The sequence below is a fragment of the Acidovorax sp. 93 genome (assembly GCF_003633835.1).
Taxonomy (GTDB): Bacteria; Pseudomonadota; Gammaproteobacteria; order Burkholderiales; family Burkholderiaceae_C; genus Acidovorax; species Acidovorax facilis.
In genome coordinates this window covers 817,017-835,728 of the sequence record NZ_RBIT01000001.1, presented here as the reverse complement: position 1 = coordinate 835,728, position 18,712 = coordinate 817,017, and the positions used below count along the sequence as shown (strand labels likewise).

Below are 18,712 nucleotides of genomic sequence, written 5' to 3'. Positions count from 1 at the left end.
GCAGGACGCGCCGCGGTATGAATACCGCAAGCGGCTTGCAACGACGTAGCCGGGCCTTTCCCCGACTTTCCCAAAGGGTTGGCCCCACACGCAGGCACTCGCGGCGCTGCAGCGCTTGCCAAGGCCGGGGCCTTGCCTGCGCACTGCGCCTTGCGATCACCTGCGTGTGGGGCCAACGCGGGTACGTAAAAGCGCATAACACGCTCTAGACCGCCATGATTTCCTGCTCTTTGGCGGCCACCAGCGCATCGATCTCGGCGATGTGCTTGTCGGTGAACTTCTGCACGTCGGTTTCGGCGCGCTTCTGGTCATCTTCGGACGCGAGCTTGTCCTTGACCAGCTTCTTGACGGATTCGTTGGCATCGCGGCGCAGGTTGCGCACGGCGATCTTGGCGCTCTCGCCCTCGTTGCGCGCGAGCTTGGTCATTTCCTTGCGGCGTTCTTCGCTCATGGGGGGCATGGGCACGCGGATCAGGTCGCCCATGGAGGCGGGGTTCAGGCCCAGGTCGCTCTCGCGAATGGCCTTTTCGATCTTGGCGCCCATGCCCTTTTCCCAGGGCTGGACGCTGATGGTGCGCGAGTCGATCAGCGCCACGTTGGCCACCTGGCTCAGAGGCACCATGGAGCCGTAATACTCCACTTGCACCGTGTCGAGCAGTGCGGGGTTGGCACGGCCCGTGCGGATCTTCTGCAGGTTGTTCTTGAACGCTGTGATGGACTGGTCCATCTTGGTTTCAGCGGTTTTCTTGATGTCGGCAATCGTCATGTTTTCTCCTGGGGCCGACCTGCATCCGGTGCAGGTCCATCCATCGTGATCAAGCGTAAACCAGCGTACCCTCGTCCTCGCCCATCACCACGCGCTTCAGGGCGCCATGCTTGATGATCGAGAACACCTTCACCGGCAGCTTCTGGTCGCGGCACAGGGCAAAAGCGGTCGCATCCATGATGCCCAGGTTGCGGGACATGGCCTCGTCAAAACTCAACTTGGTGTAGCGCGTGGCCGTGGGGTCCTTCTGGGGGTCGGCAGTATAAACGCCGTCCACCTTGGTGGCCTTGAGCACCAGCTCGGCCCCGATCTCCGCACCGCGCAACGCTGCGGCGGTGTCCGTGGTGAAAAAGGGATTGCCCGTGCCTGCGGCAAACACAACGACCTTGCCCTCTTCGAGGTATTGCAAGGCCTTGGGGCGCACATAGGGCTCAACCACCTGCTCGATGGCGATGGCGGACATCACGCGGGCCACCAGGCCCTGCTTGTCCATGGCATCGGCCAGGGCCAGCGCGTTCATCACGGTGGCCAACATACCCATGTAGTCGGCAGTGGCACGGTCCATACCGACCGAGCCCCCTGCGACGCCACGGAAGATATTGCCCCCACCGATCACCACGGCCACCTGGACACCCAGGCGGGTCACTTCGGCGATCTCCTCGACCATGCGCACGATGGTGGCGCGGTTGATACCGAAGGCGTCATCCCCCATCAGCGCCTCACCAGACAGCTTGAGCAAAATGCGCTTGTGGGCTGGTGCAGCGTTGGACATGGGAAATTTCTCCGGTAAGTGGTACGAGGCTTTGGTGGGGTGGTTACAGGGAACGATCAGGCAGCAGCCTTGGCAGCAGCCACCTGGGCAGCCACTTCGGCAGCAAAGTCGTCCACCTTCTTCTCAATGCCTTCGCCCACCACGTACAGGGTGAAGCCCTTCACGTTGGTGTTGGCAGCCTTGAGCATCTGGGCCACGGTTTGCTTGCCGTCGGCAGCCTTCACGAAGACCTGGTCGGCCAGCGAGACTTCCTTGAGGTACTTCTGCACCGCGCCGTCGATGCGCTTGGCCGTGATTTCAGCGCTTTGTGCAGGCTTGCCAGCAGCCACGAGTTCCTTGTTGGCTTCGTCGGCCTTGCCTTCGGCGACCGAGCGCTCCTTGGCAATCAGGTCTGCAGGCACGTCGGCGCTGGTCAGGGCCACGGGCTTCATGGCGGCCACGTGCATGGCCACGTCCTTGGCTGCTGCAGCGTCGCCTTCGAACTCCACCACCACGCCGATGCGTGAGCCGTGCAGGTAGGCTGCCAGGTTGGAGCCGCTGAAGCGCTTGAAGCGGCGGAACGACATGTTCTCGCCGATCTTGCCGATCAGGCCCTTGCGCACGTCTTCCAGCGTGGGGCCGAAGCTGTCTTGGCTATAGGGCAGCGCGCCCAAGGCTTCGACGGTGGCGGGGTTGTGTTCAGCCACCAGCTTGGCAGCAGCGTTGGCCATGGCGATGAAGCTGTCGTTCTTGGAGACGAAGTCGGTTTCGCTGTTGACTTCCACCAGGGCACCGGTGGTGCCGTCGATGTAGCTGGCGACCACGCCTTCAGCCGTGATACGAGATGCAGCCTTGCCAGCCTTGGTGCCCAGCTTGACGCGCAGCAGCTCTTCAGCCTTGGCCATGTCGCCGTCAGCTTCCGTCAGCGCCTTCTTGCATTCCATCATCGGAGCGTCGGTCTTGCCACGCAGTTCAGCAACCATGCTTGCGGTAATTGCAGCCATCTTTGTTCCTTCAGTGTTCAGTTCAGTCAGTTCAGATTCGGGCTAAAAAAAAGGGGGCTCACCAGGGGCCCCGCTTTTGTTCGCGACGGATCGCGCAGCCGGGCTATCAGGCAGCGGCTTCTTGCACTTCCACGAATTCGTCGGTGCTCTCTGCAGTAGCAGCCTTCACGACTTCATTCACGGCGTTGGCACGGCCTTCGATGATCGCGTCAGCGATGCCACGGGCGTACAGCGTCACAGCCTTGGCCGAGTCGTCGTTGCCAGGGATCACGTAGTCGATGCCTTCAGGCGAGTGGTTGGTATCGACCACACCAATCAGCGGGATGCCCAGCTTCTTGGCTTCGGCAACGGCGATCTTGTGGAAGCCCACGTCGATGATGAAGATGGCATCGGGCAGAGCAGCCATGTCCTGAATGCCGCCGATATCCTTTTCGAGCTTCTCGATTTCGCGGGAGAACGTCAGTTGCTCCTTCTTGCTCAGGCTGTCGAGGCCAGCTTCTTGCTGGGCCTTCATGTCCTTGAGGCGCTTGATCGAGGTCTTCACGGTCTTGAAGTTCGTCAGCATGCCGCCCAGCCAGCGCTGATCCACGAAAGGCACGCCAGCGCGTTGCGCTTCGGTGGCCAGGATTTCACGGGCTTGGCGCTTCGTGCCGACCATCAGGATCGTGCCGCGGTTGGCAGCCAGTTGCTTGGCGAACTTTTGGGCTTCCTGGAACAGTGGCAGCGACTTTTCCAGGTTGATGATGTGAATCTTGTTGCGATGGCCGAAGATGTAGGGGGCCATCTTGGGGTTCCAGAAGCGGGTTTGGTGACCGAAGTGGACACCGGCTTCCAGCATTTCGCGCATGGTAACGGACATAAAAATACTCCAAAGGTTAGGTCTAAAATCAGCCCCAATATTTGCAGTGCCGTGATCTTCACGAACACCGCAACACCTTGACAGGGCTGCTTTGCGATTGGTCTTGCCGCAGCGGCCACGCTGGTTGTGCAAACCTTGCACCACTGCGCTACTGCTCCCAGCAAAACCCAAAGATTCTAGCACACCCATGCTCTCTGACCTGATCGCCACCCGTGAGCAACTGCGGGACGGCGCCACTACCGCGCCCGCCGAGCTGGAACGCTGCATCGACGCTGCCCAGGCCACCTCCAACACCCACAGCTTTGTGCGAACCCTGTTCGACGAGGCTCGCACCACAGCGGTGCAACCGGGCGTAGCCCAGTTGCCTCTGGCCGGGCTGTCGGTGTCGGTGAAGGACCTGTTTGACGTGGCCGGCCAACCCACCCCGGCGGGCTCCACCGCGCTGGCAGGGGCTCCCGCAGCAGCTCAAGACTGCCCGGCCGTGGCCCGACTGCGCGCAGCGGGTGCCAGCCTGATTGGCCGCACCAACATGGTGGAGTTCGCTTTCTCGGGCGTGGGCGTCAACCCCCACTACGGCACGCCTGCTGCCTGGGACGCCCGTTTTGGCGCCGTGCCCGGCGCACCCCGGGTGCCCGGCGGGTCTTCGTCCGGCGCCGGGGTGTCGGTCGCCACTGGCGCCGCGTTCATCGGGCTGGGGTCGGACACCGGTGGCTCCATCCGCATTCCTGCAGCGCTCAACGGCATCGTGGGCTTCAAGAACACCGCCCGGCTGGTGCCTACCGCTGGCGCCGTGCCGCTGTCCACCACCCTGGACACTGCCTGCGCCATGACGCGCACCGTGCGCGACGCCATCGTGGCGCACGAGGTGTTGGCCGCCCGGCGCGTGACGCGCAGCCTGGCGCCGCTGTCGCAGTACCGGCTGGCGGTGCCGTCCACCCTCTTCCTCGACGGGCTGGATGCCACCGTGGCGCGCGCCTTTGAGCGCAGCGTGGAAGCCTTGCGCCAGGCCGGCGCCCAGATCGACACCATCGACCTGCCCGCCGTGCTGGAGCAGCCCGCCTATGGTTTTGCCGCCCCCGAAGCCTACGCCTGGCACCGCGAGCTGCTGCAGCGCGCGGGCGACCGCTACGACCCCCGGGTGCGCATGCGCATTGAAAAAGGCGCCACGCTGATGGCCTGGGAATACATCGACCTGGTGCAGGCGCGCCAGCAATGGATTGCACGCATGCTCTCCGACATGGAGCGCTATGACGCCCTGCTGTCCCCCACCGTTCCCATCGTGGCACCGCTCATTGCCGATGTCGCACCGGCCGATGGACTGGACAAAGTCCAGGACGCCGCCCGCGACGCCGAGTTCTTCCGCGTCAACAACCTGCTGCTGCGCAACACCAGCGTGGTCAATCTGCTGGATGGCTGTGCGCTGTCGCTGCCTTGCCATGTGCCAGGGGAACTCCCGGTCGGGCTGATGGTCTGGCACGGAGCGCTCAGGGACGACACGGTGCTCAACGTGAGCCTGCAGATCGAACAAATACTACAAAAATAATAGCTGCTCGCGCTTTACCAACAAGCGCTAGAAGCCAAAAATACCCATATTCATGAAGATTGCTATCGTGGGCGCCGGCATCATCGGCGTCACCACCGCATACGAGCTGGCCAGCGACGGCCACGAAGTCACGGTGTTCGAACAACGCAGCGCAGCCGCCGAGGAAGCCAGCTTTGCCACTGCAGGACTGCTCGCACCCTACCTGCTGAGCCCCTGGGCAGTGCCGGGCTTTGGCCAGCCGCTGCGACTGATGGGGGCACAGGCCACCCTGCGGATGGCGGGCGGCCTGACCCTCGCCAACTGGGCCTGGTTGCGCCGCTGGCGCAGCATGGCCCGCAGCCAAAGTGCCCCGGCTACAGCCGTCGAGCGCCTGGCGCAGTACAGCCAGGCGCGCCTGCAATCCATCGCCAGCCAGCACGAGCTGGATTTCGAAGCCAGCGATGGCCGCCTGGTGCTGCTGCGCACTGAGGAAGACCGCACGCGCCTGCAGCCCGCACTGCAGGTGCTGCGCGACAGCGGCGTGACCTTGCGCGAGATCGACGCCGATGTGGCGCGCCAGATCGAGCCCGGCCTGTCGCCCGAGGCGCCGCTGGCAGGCGCCATCCACTTGCCCGACGCGCGCGCGGGCAACTGCCGCCTGTTTGCCCAGCTGCTGCGCCAGGGTATTCAGGGCGGTGGCGTGCAGTTTGTGTTCAACACCCGCGTGGACCGACTGGGCAGCAGCCCCACCGGCGTGGTGCTGCAAGGTGAAGCGGACCTGCGTCGATTTGATGCCGTGGTGCTGTGCGCGGGCATGGCATCAGCCACGCTGCTGCCCGCGCTGGGCCTGGGCCTGCCCATGGCGGCCGTGTATGGCTACTCCGTCAGTGCCCCGCTGCGCGAATCCACCCACGCCCCGCGCGCCAGCGTGGTGGATGCGGGTCAGCAGATATCCATCACCCGCCTGGGCCAGCGTGTGCGCATTGCCGGTGGCGCCGAACTGGCCGGGGCCGATGCCGAGCACCACACCCCCACACTGCAGCGCCTGTACCGCACGTTGAACGACTGGTTCCCCGGTGGCGTGCAGCTGTCATCCAACCTGCAGATCTGGCGCGGCGCCCGCACCATGCTGCCCGACGGAGCACCGGTGGTGGGCGCCAGCGGCGTGCCGGGCTTGTGGCTCAACACCGGCCACGGCGCAAGTGGCTGGGCTCTGGCCTGCGGCAGCGCCCGGGCGCTGGCCGACCTGATCGCGCAGCGCGAGCCCGAGGTGTCGCTGGACGGGCTGGGCATGCGTCGGCTCTAGGAGCCTGCGCTTTGCCCCCACGGGGTGTCGGCGCACAATGGCAGGCGCGCTGCCACTGTCAGCAGCCCTTGCCCACTGCAGCCCATGCACCGCATCACCGCCCACCAGCCTTATCCCCTGTTCAACACAGCCGCCACCCGCCGCCTGGAAAATGCGGCGGCGGTCGCCCTGCCCCCGCACACGCTCATGCAACGCGCCGGCCTGGCCGTGGCGCAATTGGCCCAGGCGCTGGCCCCCCACGCACGCACCCTGTGGATTGCCTGCGGGCCCGGGAACAACGGAGGTGACGGGTTGGAGGCTGCCATGCACCTGCAGCGCAGTGGTCGCAGAGTGGTCGTGACCTGGCTGGGCCAGCCCGATACGGCCCCGGCCGATGCCAGGGCCTCGTGGCAGCGCGCACGGGATGCGGGCGTGGTCTGGGCAGACACCGCACCCGGCGATCTGGGGGCCAACGACCTGTGCATTGATGCGCTGCTGGGCATTGGCGTCTCTTCTTCGCCCCACAGCCCCGCACGCCCGCCCGGCGCAAGGCTCCAGGCCTGTCTGCAAGCCCTGCACCGCAGCCCGGCCCCCGTGCTGGCCGTGGACCTGCCCAGCGGGCTGGACGCAGACACCGGCCAGTTTGCTGCAGGCCTTGCGCCCGACACCCCAACCCACCAGCACTACCACCTGCACCACCAAGCGCCCCCGCCACGCCACACGCTGAGTCTGCTCACCCTCAAGCCCGGCCTGTTCACCGCCGCCGGGCGGGACGCAGCAGGCCAGGTCTGGCTGGATGATCTGGGCGTAGAACCCGGGCACGAGCCGCCCAACGCCTGGCTTTCCGGCCCCGCCCTGCCCGCCCCCCGCGCCCATGCCAGCCACAAGGGCAGCTATGGCGACGTGGCTGTGGTGGGCGGCGAAGGACTGGCGGCGCGGGGCATGGGCATGGCGGGCGCCGCTCTGCTGGCCGCTTCGGCCGCTCTGCACAGCGGCGCGGGCCGGGTGCTGGTGGCTTTGCTCGACAACGGTCAGCAGCAACTCGACCCACAGCAGCCCGAGTTGATGTTCCGCCGCTTTGAAGCGCTGGCACTGGAACAGCTCACCGTGGTCTGCGGCTGTGGCGGCGGGCAGGCCATCGCACGCGTTCTGCCCGAGGTCATCACCCGCGCGGCCCGACTGGTGCTGGATGCCGACGCGCTCAACACCATCGCCACCCAGGCCGCACTGCACGCGCTGGTGGTGGCACGCGGACAGCACGGGCAAGCCACGGTGCTCACACCGCACCCGCTGGAGGCCGCCCGCCTGCTGGGCCTGACCACCGCCGAGGTCCAGGCCAACCGGCTTGGGGCCGCGCAGCAGCTGGCAGACCAGTTCAACTGCGTGGCCGTGCTCAAGGGCTCGGGCACCGTGGTTGCCGCACCCGACCGCGTGCCCGCCATCAACCCCACGGGCAACGCGCGCCTGGCCACGGCGGGCACGGGCGATGTGCTGGCGGGCATGGTGGGCGCCCACCTGGCCGCCGGCGCCAGCGCCTTGCGCGCTGCGAGTGAAGCGGTGTACCAGCATGGCCAGGCGGCTGATGATTGGCCAGCGCGCCAGGCGCTGACGGCCAGTGTGCTGGCGCGGCGCGTGGGCGGACGCTGAACCTCAGGCCAGCAAGGTCACCGTCTTGAGCGGCTTGAGCACGCTCGACGGTGTCATGCCAAAGGTCTGCCGGAACATGCGGCTGAAGTGGGCCGAATCAGAAAACTCGCCATGTAGCGCCGCGTCGGTCAGGCGCGGGCTGAGCGCCAGCCCCGCCATCGCCAGCCGCACCTGGGACCAGACGCGGTAGCTGCGCAAGCTCACGCCCATCTCGGCGCGAAACAGGTGGTTGAAACGCGATGCCGAAAGCTGGACGCCCGAGGCCAGGTCACCCCGTGCCACCCGCCCCGCCTGCGGATGGCGCAGCACGTGCAGGCTGCGGACGACGCGAGGATCGAGCGGCGCCACCTCGCTACCGAGCGGGCAACGCAGCAAGGCGGGCAGGTCGAAGTGATGCAGATAACGCTCCATGGCGCTACGCGCGCCCACGGAGACTGCGACATCCAGCACCACGCCACCCTCTTGCCGGAACAGACCGCGCAACCCCCGTGCTTCGCCCGAATCGGGCTCCAGGTACACCAGGGCAACCGTCTCGCCGCAAGGGTCGAACAGGTGCTCCACGCCCGCATCCACCAGCGCGCTGTGGCAGGTCTCCACACGCCCTGCCCCCCAGTGCACCGCGAACCGACCCGAGAGCCCCATCAGCAGCACCGGCGACGCATGGCAGTGCCAGCCCGTGGCCGGGATCTCCCCGACGTAGAGCGCCCGGTCAGTGCCCAGGGTCAGTGTGTTGCGTGCTGGCATAGCCCAAACCTACAAGTTTTTTTACCGCGTTCTCCGTAGCCTTGCCTCTCCCGCCAGGGGCCGAGCGTGCGTTGACGCTTGAAGCAGCAGTCCCTGGCATGCACGCAGCCATATCCTTGGAGAACGCTTCTTGAAACGCATCGTTATTTCTGTCGCAACGGCTCTGGTACTGGGCACGGTCGGCCTCTACTACGGGGCACCTTCGCTGTTCAAAGAGCCGCTGCTCAGCGCCAATCGCCATCTGTCCGGCCTGGAAGAAAAAACCGCCGATGCGGCCATGCACACCATCCACTACCTGGATAACGGCACGCCCCCAAACCCCGCGCCGGGCCACGGCAGTGGCACACCCATCGTTCTGCTGCACGGCATTTTTGCGGAGAAAGACCATTGGGTGGATTTTGCGCGACCGCTCACCGGCCAGTACCGGGTGATTGCCCCAGATATCCCGGGCTTTGGCGAGAGCACACGGCGGGACGACCAGCCCTACGACTACGCCGCCCACGTCACGCGGCTGGCCGCGTTTCTGGACGCGCTCGGCCTTGCGAGAGTGCATCTGGCGGGCAACTCGATGGGCGGCACCATCGCCGCTCTCTTTGCTTTGCAGCATCCCGAGCGCGTGGCCAGCGTGGCGTTCATCGGCGCACCCCACGGCATTCGCTCGCCCCAGCCCAGCACCATGGACTACCTCATCGACACCGGACAACGCCCGCTGGTAGCCCACGATGCCGCAGCCTTCGGTGCCATGATGGCTCTGGTGTTTGAAAAGCGCCCCTTTTTGCCCTACCCCATCCTGCATGCGTCTGAGCAAGAAGCGTTGCGCAACGCCACCTCCAACACGCGCCTGTGGGACGCGCAGCTCAAAGACCGCTACCTGCTGGAGCAACGACTGAGCACGTTGCAGCACCACCCCATCCTCGCCCTGTGGGGCGAGAGCGACCGCGTGTTCGACCACTCTGGACTGCAGACTTTGCAAAAGCTGTTGCCCCACGCCCATGCCGAAGCACTGCCCGGCATTGGCCACCTGCCCATGATGGAGGCGCCCAAAGAGACGGCGCAGCGGTACGCCCGCTTCTTGGGAGTTGTGGCCACGACCCCGCGCGAGACCACGCCGAAAATCCAATAAAAATAGCTTCTAGCGCTTATCTATAAAGCGCTAGCAGCTATCAATTAGTGAGCAATAACTTGAGCGTGATTTTGTACGCCGTACCCGCTTGTGTCAGCCCCGGCGGGGCTTGCGCGCCTTGCTCTTGCTGGATTTTCCCGCAACCGCCTTCTTGACAGATGCTTTCAGAGACTGGATCGGTGAACGCGCGGCCCGCTCACGCGAAAGGCCCGCTTGCTCCGTGGCAGATGGGGTTGGGCCCTTGTCGGACTTGCGTCCACCGGACCGGCCACCCGCCTTGCGGGCGCCACCAGCGCCTTCTGTGCCCAGGCCCTTGTCTTTCAACGCGCGGCCCAGCAACTCTTCGCCCTCGCGCACCAGGCGGAAGTCGATCTTGCGTCCGTCCAAGTCCACACGGCTGACCTGCACCCGGACCCGCGCGCCGATGGCGTAGCGGATACCGGTGCGCTCGCCGCGCAGCTCCTGGCGCGCCTCGTCGAACTTGAAGTACTCGCCGCCCAGCTCGGTGATGTGCACCAGGCCTTCGACATACATCGCGTCCAGCGTGACGAAGATGCCGAAGCTCGTTGCTGCGCTGACCACGCCGCTGTATTCCTCGCCCAGGTGCTCGCGCATGTACTTGCACTTGAGCCAGGCTTCCACATCGCGGCTGGCCTCGTCGGCACGGCGTTCGTTGGCACTGCAGTGCAGGCCTGCGGCCTCCCAGGCCTGGGTGTCGCGGCTTGGCGGTGCTACATCCTTGCGGGGCTTGGTGCCGGGCGCCGCCACGCGGGCCGCCAACCGCTTGGCCAGCTTGGCATGGGCTTCGCCGGGTGTAGGCAAGGACGGCAGCGCGTACTTCGTCTTGCTCAGAATGGCCTTGATGACCCGGTGCACCAGCAGGTCGGGGTAGCGCCGGATCGGGCTGGTGAAATGCGTGTAGGCATCGAACGCCAGGCCAAAGTGACCACTGTTGACGGGCGTGTAGATGGCCTGCTGCATGGAGCGCAGCAGCATGGTGTGGATCTGCTGAGCGTCGGGCCGGTCCTTGGTTGCCGTGGCGATGGCCTGGAAGTCGCCCGGCTTGGGATCGTCGCCAATCGTCATGCCCACAGCCATGGCCTTGAGGTAGTTGCGCAGGATCTCCTGCTTCTCGGGCGTGGGGCCTTCGTGCACACGGAACAGGCCGGGCTGTCCGCCTTGGGCGATGAAGTCGGCGCTGCACACGTTGGCGGCCAGCATGGCCTCTTCGATGAGCTTGTGCGCATCGTTGCGGGTGCGGGGCACGATTTTTTCGATGCGACCGTTCTCATCGCAGACGATCTGCGTTTCGGTCGTCTCAAAGTCCACCGCACCGCGTGCCTGGCGTGCGATGAGCAGCGCACGATAGACGTCGTGCAGGTTGAGCAGGTCCTTGACCCGGTCCTTGCGCTTGCTGGCCTCGGGGCCGCGCGTGTTGGCCAAAATCGCCGCCACCTCGGTGTAGGTGAAGCGCGCGTGGCTGAACATCACGGCCGGGTAGAACTGGTACGCATGCACCTCGCCCTTGGCGGTGACCAGCATGTCGCAGACCATGCACAGGCGCTCTACCTCGGGGTTCAGAGAACAGAGCCCATTGCTGAGCTTCTCGGGCAGCATGGGGATCACGCGGCGCGGAAAGTACACGCTGGTGGCGCGGTCGTAGGCATCGATGTCGATGGCACTGCCCGTCTCCACATAGTGGCTCACGTCGGCAATCGCCACCAGCAGGCGCCAGCCCTTGCTGCGGCCGACCTTGGCGGGCTCGCAGTACACGGCATCGTCGAAGTCACGCGCATCTTCGCCGTCGATGGTGACCAGGGGCACGTCGGTCAGGTCCACGCGGCGCTTCTTGTCCTGCGCGCGCACCTTGTCGGGCAGCTCCTTGGCCTGGGCGAGACACTCTGCCGAGAACTCGTGTGGCACGCCATACTTGCGCACCGCGATCTCGATCTCCATGCCAGGGTCGTCCACTTCACCGAGCACTTCGGTGATACGCCCCACAGGCTGGCCGAACAGGGCTGGAGGTTCTGTCAGCTCAACCACCACGACCTGCCCAGGTTTCGCGGCGCCGGTGGCGCCCTTGGGGATCAGTACATCCTGACCGTAGCGCTTGTCTTCGGGGGCCACGAGCCACACGCCGCTTTCCTGCAGCAGTCGGCCGATGATGGGCTGGGGCGGACGCTCAATGATTTCAACGACGCGCCCTTCGGGGCGGCCACGGCGGTCCTGGCGGACGATGCGCACGCGCACACGGTCCTTGTGCAAGACTGCGCGCATTTCGTTCGGGGGGATATAGATGTCGCCTTCGCCATCGTCACGGATGACAAAACCGTGTCCATCACGGTGCCCTTGCACGCTGCCTTCAATCTCGTCCGACAAATGCGTGGACTGCGTGCCGGGGGTGGTTTTTTTGATATACAATCTTAGACTTTCCTGAAATGCCCAGGTGGCGGAATTGGTAGACGCACTAGTTTCAGGTACTAGCGAGTAACATCGTGGAGGTTCGAGTCCTCTCCTGGGCACCAAGTTTAACGAGAACCAGCGATGGTTTTCAAAATATCGAAGCCGCTGTACACACAGCGGCTTTTTTATTTGGCGATACGTTTTGCCCTCCCTGTTGCGGCCAAAGAATTTTGAACCGACGGCACATTTTTTTGAAAACTCTTCAGAAGCCCGAGTTTCTTATCCTATAATTCGAGGCTGATCTGAAAGCCCAGGTGGCGGAATTGGTAGACGCACTAGTTTCAGGTACTAGCGAGTAACATCGTGGAGGTTCGAGTCCTCTCCTGGGCACCAAACACATAAAAAGCCGTTGCAGTTGCAACGGCTTTTTTGTTTTCTGGCCGCCAAAGAAAAACGAGACCACCAGCGATCTCGTCTTGCGTGTTGCGGTAAGCGCTGTGAGCACACACACACCGCAGTGCACATGCCCACCCGTCACATCACATCACTTGCGCAGCAGTGTTTTCAGCACGTTCTGCAAACGGCGTGCGCTGCCTGCATCGCTGGAGCTGGCCAGCACGCGCGCCACATCCTGCCCCCAGGTCTGTGCAGGCGCAGGATCATTGCGGCGCGTCAGCAGCTGCAACTGCAGCATGCGACGGGCAGCGATGTGCTCCGCCGGCGTGGGAGCCTCAGCCGCCATCTCCAGGCGCAGCAGCGCTTCTGCCGCATCACCCTTGGGGGCAGCCGTCAGCGCTTGCGTCCAGGCGCTGCGCACCGATGCCGTCACACCCGAACCCAGATCTTGCGTGCCGGGCACCAGCGCTGCATCGCGCTTCTCCCAGGCCGTCAACAACTGGGTCAGCGCCTCGCCGTGGGCCTGAGCCGCCAGCTTCTTCAAGGCCAGCTGGGCATGCTCCATGGCTTCGCGCTGGGCGCGGAACGCGGTGTCACCCAGGCGGGGGCCGCGGTCCTCGAACGCTGGGCGCTCGCCAAAACGGCCGCCACGGTCAGCACGGTCGCCCATGCGGCCATCGCCACGCGGGCCACGGGCGCCATCGCGATCACCCGGACGACCATCGCGGCGGTCGCCTGGACGCGCACCACGGCCAGGGGCCGCAGGCGCATCCTTCTTCATGCCGGGGCGGTCGTCACCGCGCACTGCCACCACAGGCCGGGCAGCAGGCTTAGGTGCTGCGGGCGCTGGAGTGGCAACCTCGGCAACTTCACCACCATCGGGGGTTTCGGCAGATTCACCGGCGCCACCCTCGGTAGCAACCGGGAGAGCGCCTGCCTGCGCCTCTGAATGCGCCTGAGCATCCTTTTGCGCCGTGGCCACAGCTTCTGCCGCCTGGGCCTGACCGCGCAGTGCAGCTTCCAGCGCCTGCATGGCCGCGCGAATCTGCTGCGCATCACCGCTGGCATTGGCAGCCTCCAGGGCCTTCGAAGCCTCCAGCACCACGCGATCACGTGCGCTCAATTCGGTCACCGCGCGCTCGCGGTCTGCCGACTTGCGGTTGAAGGCTTCATCGATGGGTTTGCGAAACGCATCCCACAGCTTCTGCTCGTGCTTGCGGTCCAAGGGCACGGTTTGCGCCTCAGCCTGCCAGCGCTGCTGCAGCGCCTTGACCGCATCGATGCGCAAAGTGGGGGCCGCACCAAGGGCCATGGCCTCATCAATCATTGCATGACGGCGGGCCAGGCTTTCCTTCTGTGCAGCTTCCAGGGGAGCAGCTGCCATGGAAATCGCCTGCTTCCAAAGGGGTTGCAGTTCCGCAAACAGCTTCTCGCCCACATGGCCGCCTTCGCGCCAGCGATCACCAAACTGGTGGAGGGCACGGTTGATGGCTTTCCAGTCGCCAGAGTTGGCATGTTCCTGCGCCCACGCCTTGACCTCTTCGATCAGCGCCAGACGTTGGGCTTTGTGCTCAGCGGCTTCGGTGCGGATCTTGTCAAGCCACGCCTCCACCACCTTGTGCGCAGCGTTGCAGGCTTCGTCGAATTTCTTCCACAGGCTGTGGTTGGGAGCCCCGCCCTGGTCTGCCTGTTTCCACTGCTCGCGCAGGTTGCGCAGGGTTTCCTGCATCTTGCGGCCGCCCAGGGCCTGGCCCTCAGGGCGGTTGAGCAAGGCCTCAGCCTTGGCCACCAGGTCTTCGCGCACCTGGTCTGCGCTCCAGCGTTGCCAGCCTTCCAGCTCACCAGCCGCCACCAGGGCCGTATGCACCTGCTGCTCCAGGGTGCTATCGATGTGTTTGCCATGCACCTTGAGCACGGCGCGCAGCGCGGCTGCAGCCCCGGCACTGGCCTTCCCATGGCCCTCGGCAGTTTCCTTTTCGAGGACCGCCAAGGCTTCCCGCACGCTTTGCGCGGCCTTTTCAATCACTTCCGGCGCGACTTTGGGCTTGGCAACACGCGCAGGCTTGGCGGCCGCAGCGGCAGCAGCAGCCTCCGTGGGCTGGCCGCGCGCGGTACGCAGCTCATCCGCCCAGACGGGCACTGGCGGCAGCGGTGCATTGACATCTTCGGCGGCCGCTACAGCCTGGGCCAGTGCGGGCTGGAATGCCTCCCACACCACCAGCAGCTGGGTGCGCGACGCATCGAGCAAGGGGGGGAAACGTGCCTCCACACTGGCCCAACTGGCATCGCCAGTCAACTCCTGCGCCTGTTCCTGCCAGCGGGCCACATCGGCACGCAACAGCTCCAACGCCGCCTGAGCGTCACGCCAGGACTTGGTGGAAAGCACTTCGATGCGCTGGGCCAGCAGCACAGCCGCCTCACGCTGCACCTGAACGCGGTGCTGCAGATCCTCGATCACCTTCACGCGATCCGCGACCTGTACCTTGAGCACAGACAAGGGCTCGCGGGACAGCGGTGCGCCCGCCTTGGCGGCATCACGCTGCCATGCCAGGGCATCGGCAATGTTGAGCTTAGGGGCTGCAAGCAGCACCTGCGCTTTTTCAGCCCACTCGGCGGCAATGACCTCCTGGCCCTTGGCGCGGCGGATTTCATCGAGGCGCTCACGCACCGCGCGCGCGGCGCCCTTGTCACGCCCGCTCAACTCTTTGAAAACCTCCTGCAACTGCTCGTGGTCTGGCTGGGTAGCCAGCCAGTCACGAATGCGGGAGGCGCGCTCGCCTGAGGTAGCGGCAGAAAAAGCGCCACCGGTCAGCGCATCAAGCGGATGCGGCTCATGGGTTTTGGCCGGGGCCGGATTCACTTCAGGTGCGTCGGACATTTTGCTGCGGGAAAAAAATGGAAACATGGATCCAATGGATAACAAAGGCGGCCCCGGGCGCACTGCCTGAAGGCCTGCCCCGGCAACTGCGCTGCACGCGCGCCAGGGCAACAAAGCGGCTATTTTCACCGGGTTTGGCAAACAGGCCGCAGCATGGCGGTGTGCCAAGCCCTGGGGGGTGATCTGGCACAAGGCTTTGCCAGACGGGCTGACATGCTGCGGCCCTGCAAGGGTGCCGCCGCTCTAGGGAACAGCCCCCATTATCTATATATAAGGGCCAAGAGCCCAAAAGCACGCCACGCCACAAACAAGAAAGCCCGGCAGACAGGGCCTCAAGGCCTGCCTGCCGGGCTTGACGGCTGACACAACGGTCTTTGCCATCGGTCGCGATGCGGAGATGAAGGTCCACATGGCGAGGAGGCAAGGTATTGCCTCCAGGGGTTTGCCGTAGAGGCCGCATCTGCTGCACCAGGACACTGAATGCCCTCGGAGGGAGACTTGGCTTCGTCTGGCGATGCCTGAAATCTACAGGCAGCGCAACCTTACCAAAGGCGCCGCCGCAACTCAAACTGGATTCTCAATGGCAAAAAGACCGGCGATTGAATTTGACATACGCACGTAACAACAGCTCGCGAAGTCCCAAGCCCCAGGTCGGCGCACACCCCCTAAAACCTGTGATTTTTTACATACTTTTCATAACTTAATGATCTTAAAAATCAAGATGTTAGTATTGACTAAGCATTTAGTGAACTTCTAGAATCCGCCAGCCCCAAAACGGGCTAGTAAAAACCCCAACCTCGCTGCCGAACCCGGCTAAGTCAAAGCAGGCCCCAAGCACACCAAAGACGTGCGGCCTCACTTGATGGCGTACCAATCCAGGCGATCCGCCGAGACGAGACAGTCCCCGACGACTGCCCGGCTCACTGTGGCGCCTCAGAAAGGAAGAGCTATGACAGCGTCAGGAAAAATAGTCTCCGGCGTGCGGACCTTCGTGGCCGACGTGACCGAAGGTTTTCTTGAAATCACCCACAACAGCTTTGCCCTCATCGGTCTTGCTGTCGCCTTCGTCGTGATCACCCTCACGGCCCGCCCGGACTTGCGCCAGGTTGGTGAAGCACAGTTGATGAACTGGCTGCAGGCCCGCCAAGTGGAAGTGCTTGGCATGCCCATCGAACCAGAAGCCAGTGAGCGCGCCACGGCGGGCAACCCCAAGGACCTGCCCAAAGAGCAGGCTGCCGTCGCCTTCTGGCTCAGCAAGAAGTACCGTGTGGCCCCTGAGCCGCTGAGCGTGCTGGTGGCCGAGGCCTATGAAATTGGCGCAAAGTCCAAGATCGACCCGACGCTGATCCTTGCCATCATGGCCATCGAGTCGAGCTTCAACCCGTTTGCACAAAGCGCCGTTGGCGCCCAGGGGCTGATGCAGGTGATGACCAATGTGCACACCGACAAGTACCAGAACTTTGGCGGGCACTTTGCTGCCTTTGACCCCGTGAGCAATCTGCGTGTGGGCGTGAAGGTTCTGCAGGAGTGCATTGCGCGCGCCGGTTCGGTGGAGGGCGGGCTGCGCTTTTATGTCGGCGCAGGCAACCTTGCCGACGATGGCGGCTATGCGGCCAAGGTGATGGCCGAGCATTTCCGGCTGCGCCAGGTCGCCGGTGGCCGTACCATGCCCACCACGCCACCACCCAACCTCTCCACCCAGGCTCCCGCACAGGTCATCCCGGTGGCCGCACCGCCCGCAACGCCTGCCGCCAGCGGTGACAAAGTGGCCCTGCTCTCTGGGCTCTGACAAGGTTCGCGAGCCCCTGGGGGCAGAAACATCCCCCGGGCACACCGCCTCCCATTTCCCTGGCACCTTTGTGTGCGTCACGTCAGCTACACTAGCGAGGTACGCGACTGGCGATAGGCGCGGCATCCCACACAGGGTGCTGCCGCTGACGTGGAAACCGACAAGGGCCTGCCTCTTGTGAACCACTGGGAAGCGTGCCGCACGGGGTTTATCCCTTCTGCGTTCAGCCGTTCGCCTGGGCAGCCCTTGTTTCAAGGGACACAAGTTCATAGGACTGCCAATCATGTACGACCGCAATATTCTTGTCGAACAAACCGACCCCGAACTGTTTGCCGCCATCCAGGCTGAAAACGCCCGGCAAGAGCACCACATCGAGCTGATCGCCAGCGAGAACTATGCCTCCCCCGCCGTGATGTGGGCGCAGGGCACGCAGCTGACCAACAAATACGCCGAAGGCTACCCCGGCAAGCGCTACTACGGTGGCTGCGAGCATGTGGACGTGGCCGAGCAACTGGCCATCGACCGCGTCAAGCAGATCTTCGGCGCCGAAGCCGCCAACGTGCAGCCCCACTGCGGCGCCTCTGCCAACGAGGCCGTGTTCCTGGCCTTCCTCAAGCCCGGCGACACCATCATGGGCATGAGCCTGGCCGAAGGCGGCCACCTCACACACGGCATGCCGCTGAACATGTCGGGCAAGTGGTTCAACGTGGTCTCCTACGGCCTGGACGCCAACGAAGCCATCGACTATGAAGCGATGGAAAAGAAGGCCCACGAGACCAAGCCCAAGCTCATCATCGCCGGTGCATCGGCCTACAGCCTGCACATCGACTTTGCGCGCTTTGCCAAGGTGGCCAAGGACGTGGGTGCGATCTTCATGGTGGACATGGCCCACTACGCTGGCTTGATCGCAGCTGGCGTGTACCCCAACCCCGTGCCCCACGCCGACGTGGTCACCTCCACCACGCACAAGAGCCTGCGCGGCCCCCGTGGCGGCATCATCCTGATGAAGGCCCAGCACGAAAAGGCTATCAACAGCGCCATCTTCCCCGGCCTGCAAGGCGGCCCGCTGATGCACGTGATCGCCGCCAAGGCCGTGGCCTTCAAGGAAGCTCTGCAGCCCGAGTTCAAGGCCTACCAGGAGCAAGTAGCGAAGAACGCCAAGGTGGTGGCCGAGACGCTGACCGCACGCGGCCTGCGCATCGTGAGCGGCGGCACGCAAAGCCACGTGATGCTGGTGGACCTGCGCGCCAAGGGCATCACCGGCAAGGAAGCCGAGGCCGTGCTGGGCGCCGCCCACATGACCATCAACAAGAACGCGATCCCCAACGACCCTGAAAAGCCGATGGTGACCAGCGGCGTGCGCATTGGCACCCCCGCCATGACCACGCGCGGCTTCAAGGAAGAAGAGGCCCGCATCACGGCCAATCTGATCGCCGACGTGCTGGACAACCCGCGCGACGAAGCCAACATCGCTGCGGTGCGTGCCAAGGTCAATGCCCTGACCGCCCGCTTCCCCGTCTACGGCTAAATCCACAGCCGAAAACC

The 18,712-nt window shown here is 64.5% G+C and carries 13 protein-coding genes, 2 tRNA genes and 1 riboswitch; of the genes, 8 read left to right on the top strand and 7 right to left on the bottom strand.

Annotated features, from left to right (window positions below):
• Nucleotides 1–205: 205 nt before the first annotated feature.
• The 4 genes from frr to rpsB form a co-directional block, all read right to left on the bottom strand.
• Nucleotides 206–766, bottom strand: coding sequence for a ribosome recycling factor (frr, locus tag C8C93_RS03780; protein ID WP_015013554.1), 561 nt, complete (start codon nt 764–766; stop codon nt 206–208).
• A 49-nt stretch (nt 767–815) separates the two neighbouring features.
• Complete coding sequence (gene pyrH, locus C8C93_RS03775) at nt 816–1,538, bottom strand: UMP kinase (RefSeq protein ID WP_008906712.1); 723 nt, start codon at nt 1,536–1,538, stop codon at nt 816–818.
• Nucleotides 1,539–1,594: 56 nt separating this feature from the next.
• Nucleotides 1,595–2,521, bottom strand: coding sequence for a translation elongation factor Ts (gene tsf, locus C8C93_RS03770; protein ID WP_121505962.1), 927 nt, complete (start codon nt 2,519–2,521; stop codon nt 1,595–1,597).
• Between the two features lie 106 nt (nt 2,522–2,627).
• Nucleotides 2,628–3,380 carry a 30S ribosomal protein S2 gene (rpsB, locus tag C8C93_RS03765; RefSeq protein WP_055398248.1) on the bottom strand — a complete coding sequence of 251 codons (753 nt, stop codon included), beginning with the start codon at nt 3,378–3,380 and terminating at the stop codon, nt 2,628–2,630.
• A 187-nt stretch (nt 3,381–3,567) separates the two neighbouring features.
• Between rpsB and C8C93_RS03760 the strand changes: the two genes are divergently transcribed.
• The 3 genes from C8C93_RS03760 (at nt 3,568) to C8C93_RS03750 (ending at nt 7,834) form a co-directional block, all read left to right on the top strand.
• Nucleotides 3,568–4,923: an amidase gene (locus C8C93_RS03760; protein ID WP_121505961.1), complete on the top strand. Its 1,356-nt coding sequence runs from the start codon at nt 3,568–3,570 to the stop codon at nt 4,921–4,923.
• Nucleotides 4,924–4,975: 52 nt separating this feature from the next.
• On the top strand, nt 4,976–6,208 hold the full coding sequence (locus tag C8C93_RS03755) for an FAD-dependent oxidoreductase (RefSeq protein ID WP_121505960.1): 1,233 nt from the start codon (nt 4,976–4,978) through the stop codon (nt 6,206–6,208).
• Between the two features lie 84 nt (nt 6,209–6,292).
• A complete protein-coding gene (locus tag C8C93_RS03750) occupies nt 6,293–7,834 on the top strand; it encodes an NAD(P)H-hydrate dehydratase (RefSeq protein WP_121505959.1) in 1,542 nt (513 codons plus the stop codon).
• Nucleotides 7,835–7,837: 3 nt separating this feature from the next.
• Here the strand turns inward: C8C93_RS03750 and C8C93_RS03745 are convergent, their stop codons facing one another.
• Nucleotides 7,838–8,578 carry an AraC family transcriptional regulator gene (locus C8C93_RS03745; protein ID WP_121505958.1) on the bottom strand — a complete coding sequence of 247 codons (741 nt, stop codon included), beginning with the start codon at nt 8,576–8,578 and terminating at the stop codon, nt 7,838–7,840.
• 130 nt (nt 8,579–8,708) lie between these two features.
• Between C8C93_RS03745 and C8C93_RS03740 the strand changes: the two genes are divergently transcribed.
• Nucleotides 8,709–9,701, top strand: a complete 993-nt coding sequence (locus C8C93_RS03740) for an alpha/beta fold hydrolase (protein WP_121505957.1) — start codon at nt 8,709–8,711, stop codon at nt 9,699–9,701.
• 93 nt (nt 9,702–9,794) lie between these two features.
• On the opposite strand, the gene rnr is transcribed toward C8C93_RS03740, so the two are convergent.
• On the bottom strand, nt 9,795–12,122 hold the full coding sequence (gene rnr / locus C8C93_RS03735; RefSeq protein ID WP_055394778.1) for a ribonuclease R: 2,328 nt from the start codon (nt 12,120–12,122) through the stop codon (nt 9,795–9,797).
• A gap of 19 nt (nt 12,123–12,141) precedes the next feature.
• On the opposite strand from rnr, the gene C8C93_RS03730 reads away from it, so the two are divergent.
• Together C8C93_RS03730 and C8C93_RS03725 are read left to right on the top strand one after the other, a co-directional pair.
• A tRNA-Leu gene (locus C8C93_RS03730) sits at nt 12,142–12,226 on the top strand.
• Nucleotides 12,227–12,412: 186 nt separating this feature from the next.
• A tRNA-Leu gene (locus C8C93_RS03725) sits at nt 12,413–12,497 on the top strand.
• Between the two features lie 151 nt (nt 12,498–12,648).
• On the opposite strand, the gene C8C93_RS03720 is transcribed toward C8C93_RS03725, so the two are convergent.
• Nucleotides 12,649–15,405 (bottom strand): DUF349 domain-containing protein, encoded by a 2,757-nt coding sequence (locus tag C8C93_RS03720; protein WP_121505956.1) that lies wholly within the window; start codon nt 15,403–15,405, stop codon nt 12,649–12,651.
• Between the two features lie 922 nt (nt 15,406–16,327).
• Between C8C93_RS03720 and C8C93_RS03715 the strand changes: the two genes are divergently transcribed.
• Nucleotides 16,328–17,167: a lytic transglycosylase domain-containing protein gene (locus C8C93_RS03715; protein WP_121505955.1), complete on the top strand. Its 840-nt coding sequence runs from the start codon at nt 16,328–16,330 to the stop codon at nt 17,165–17,167.
• Between the two features lie 93 nt (nt 17,168–17,260).
• A riboswitch (ZMP/ZTP riboswitch) is annotated at nt 17,261–17,415 on the top strand.
• 35 nt (nt 17,416–17,450) lie between these two features.
• Complete coding sequence (glyA, locus tag C8C93_RS03710; protein ID WP_121420559.1) at nt 17,451–18,695, top strand: serine hydroxymethyltransferase; 1,245 nt, start codon at nt 17,451–17,453, stop codon at nt 18,693–18,695.
• Nucleotides 18,696–18,712: the final 17 nt, after the last annotated feature.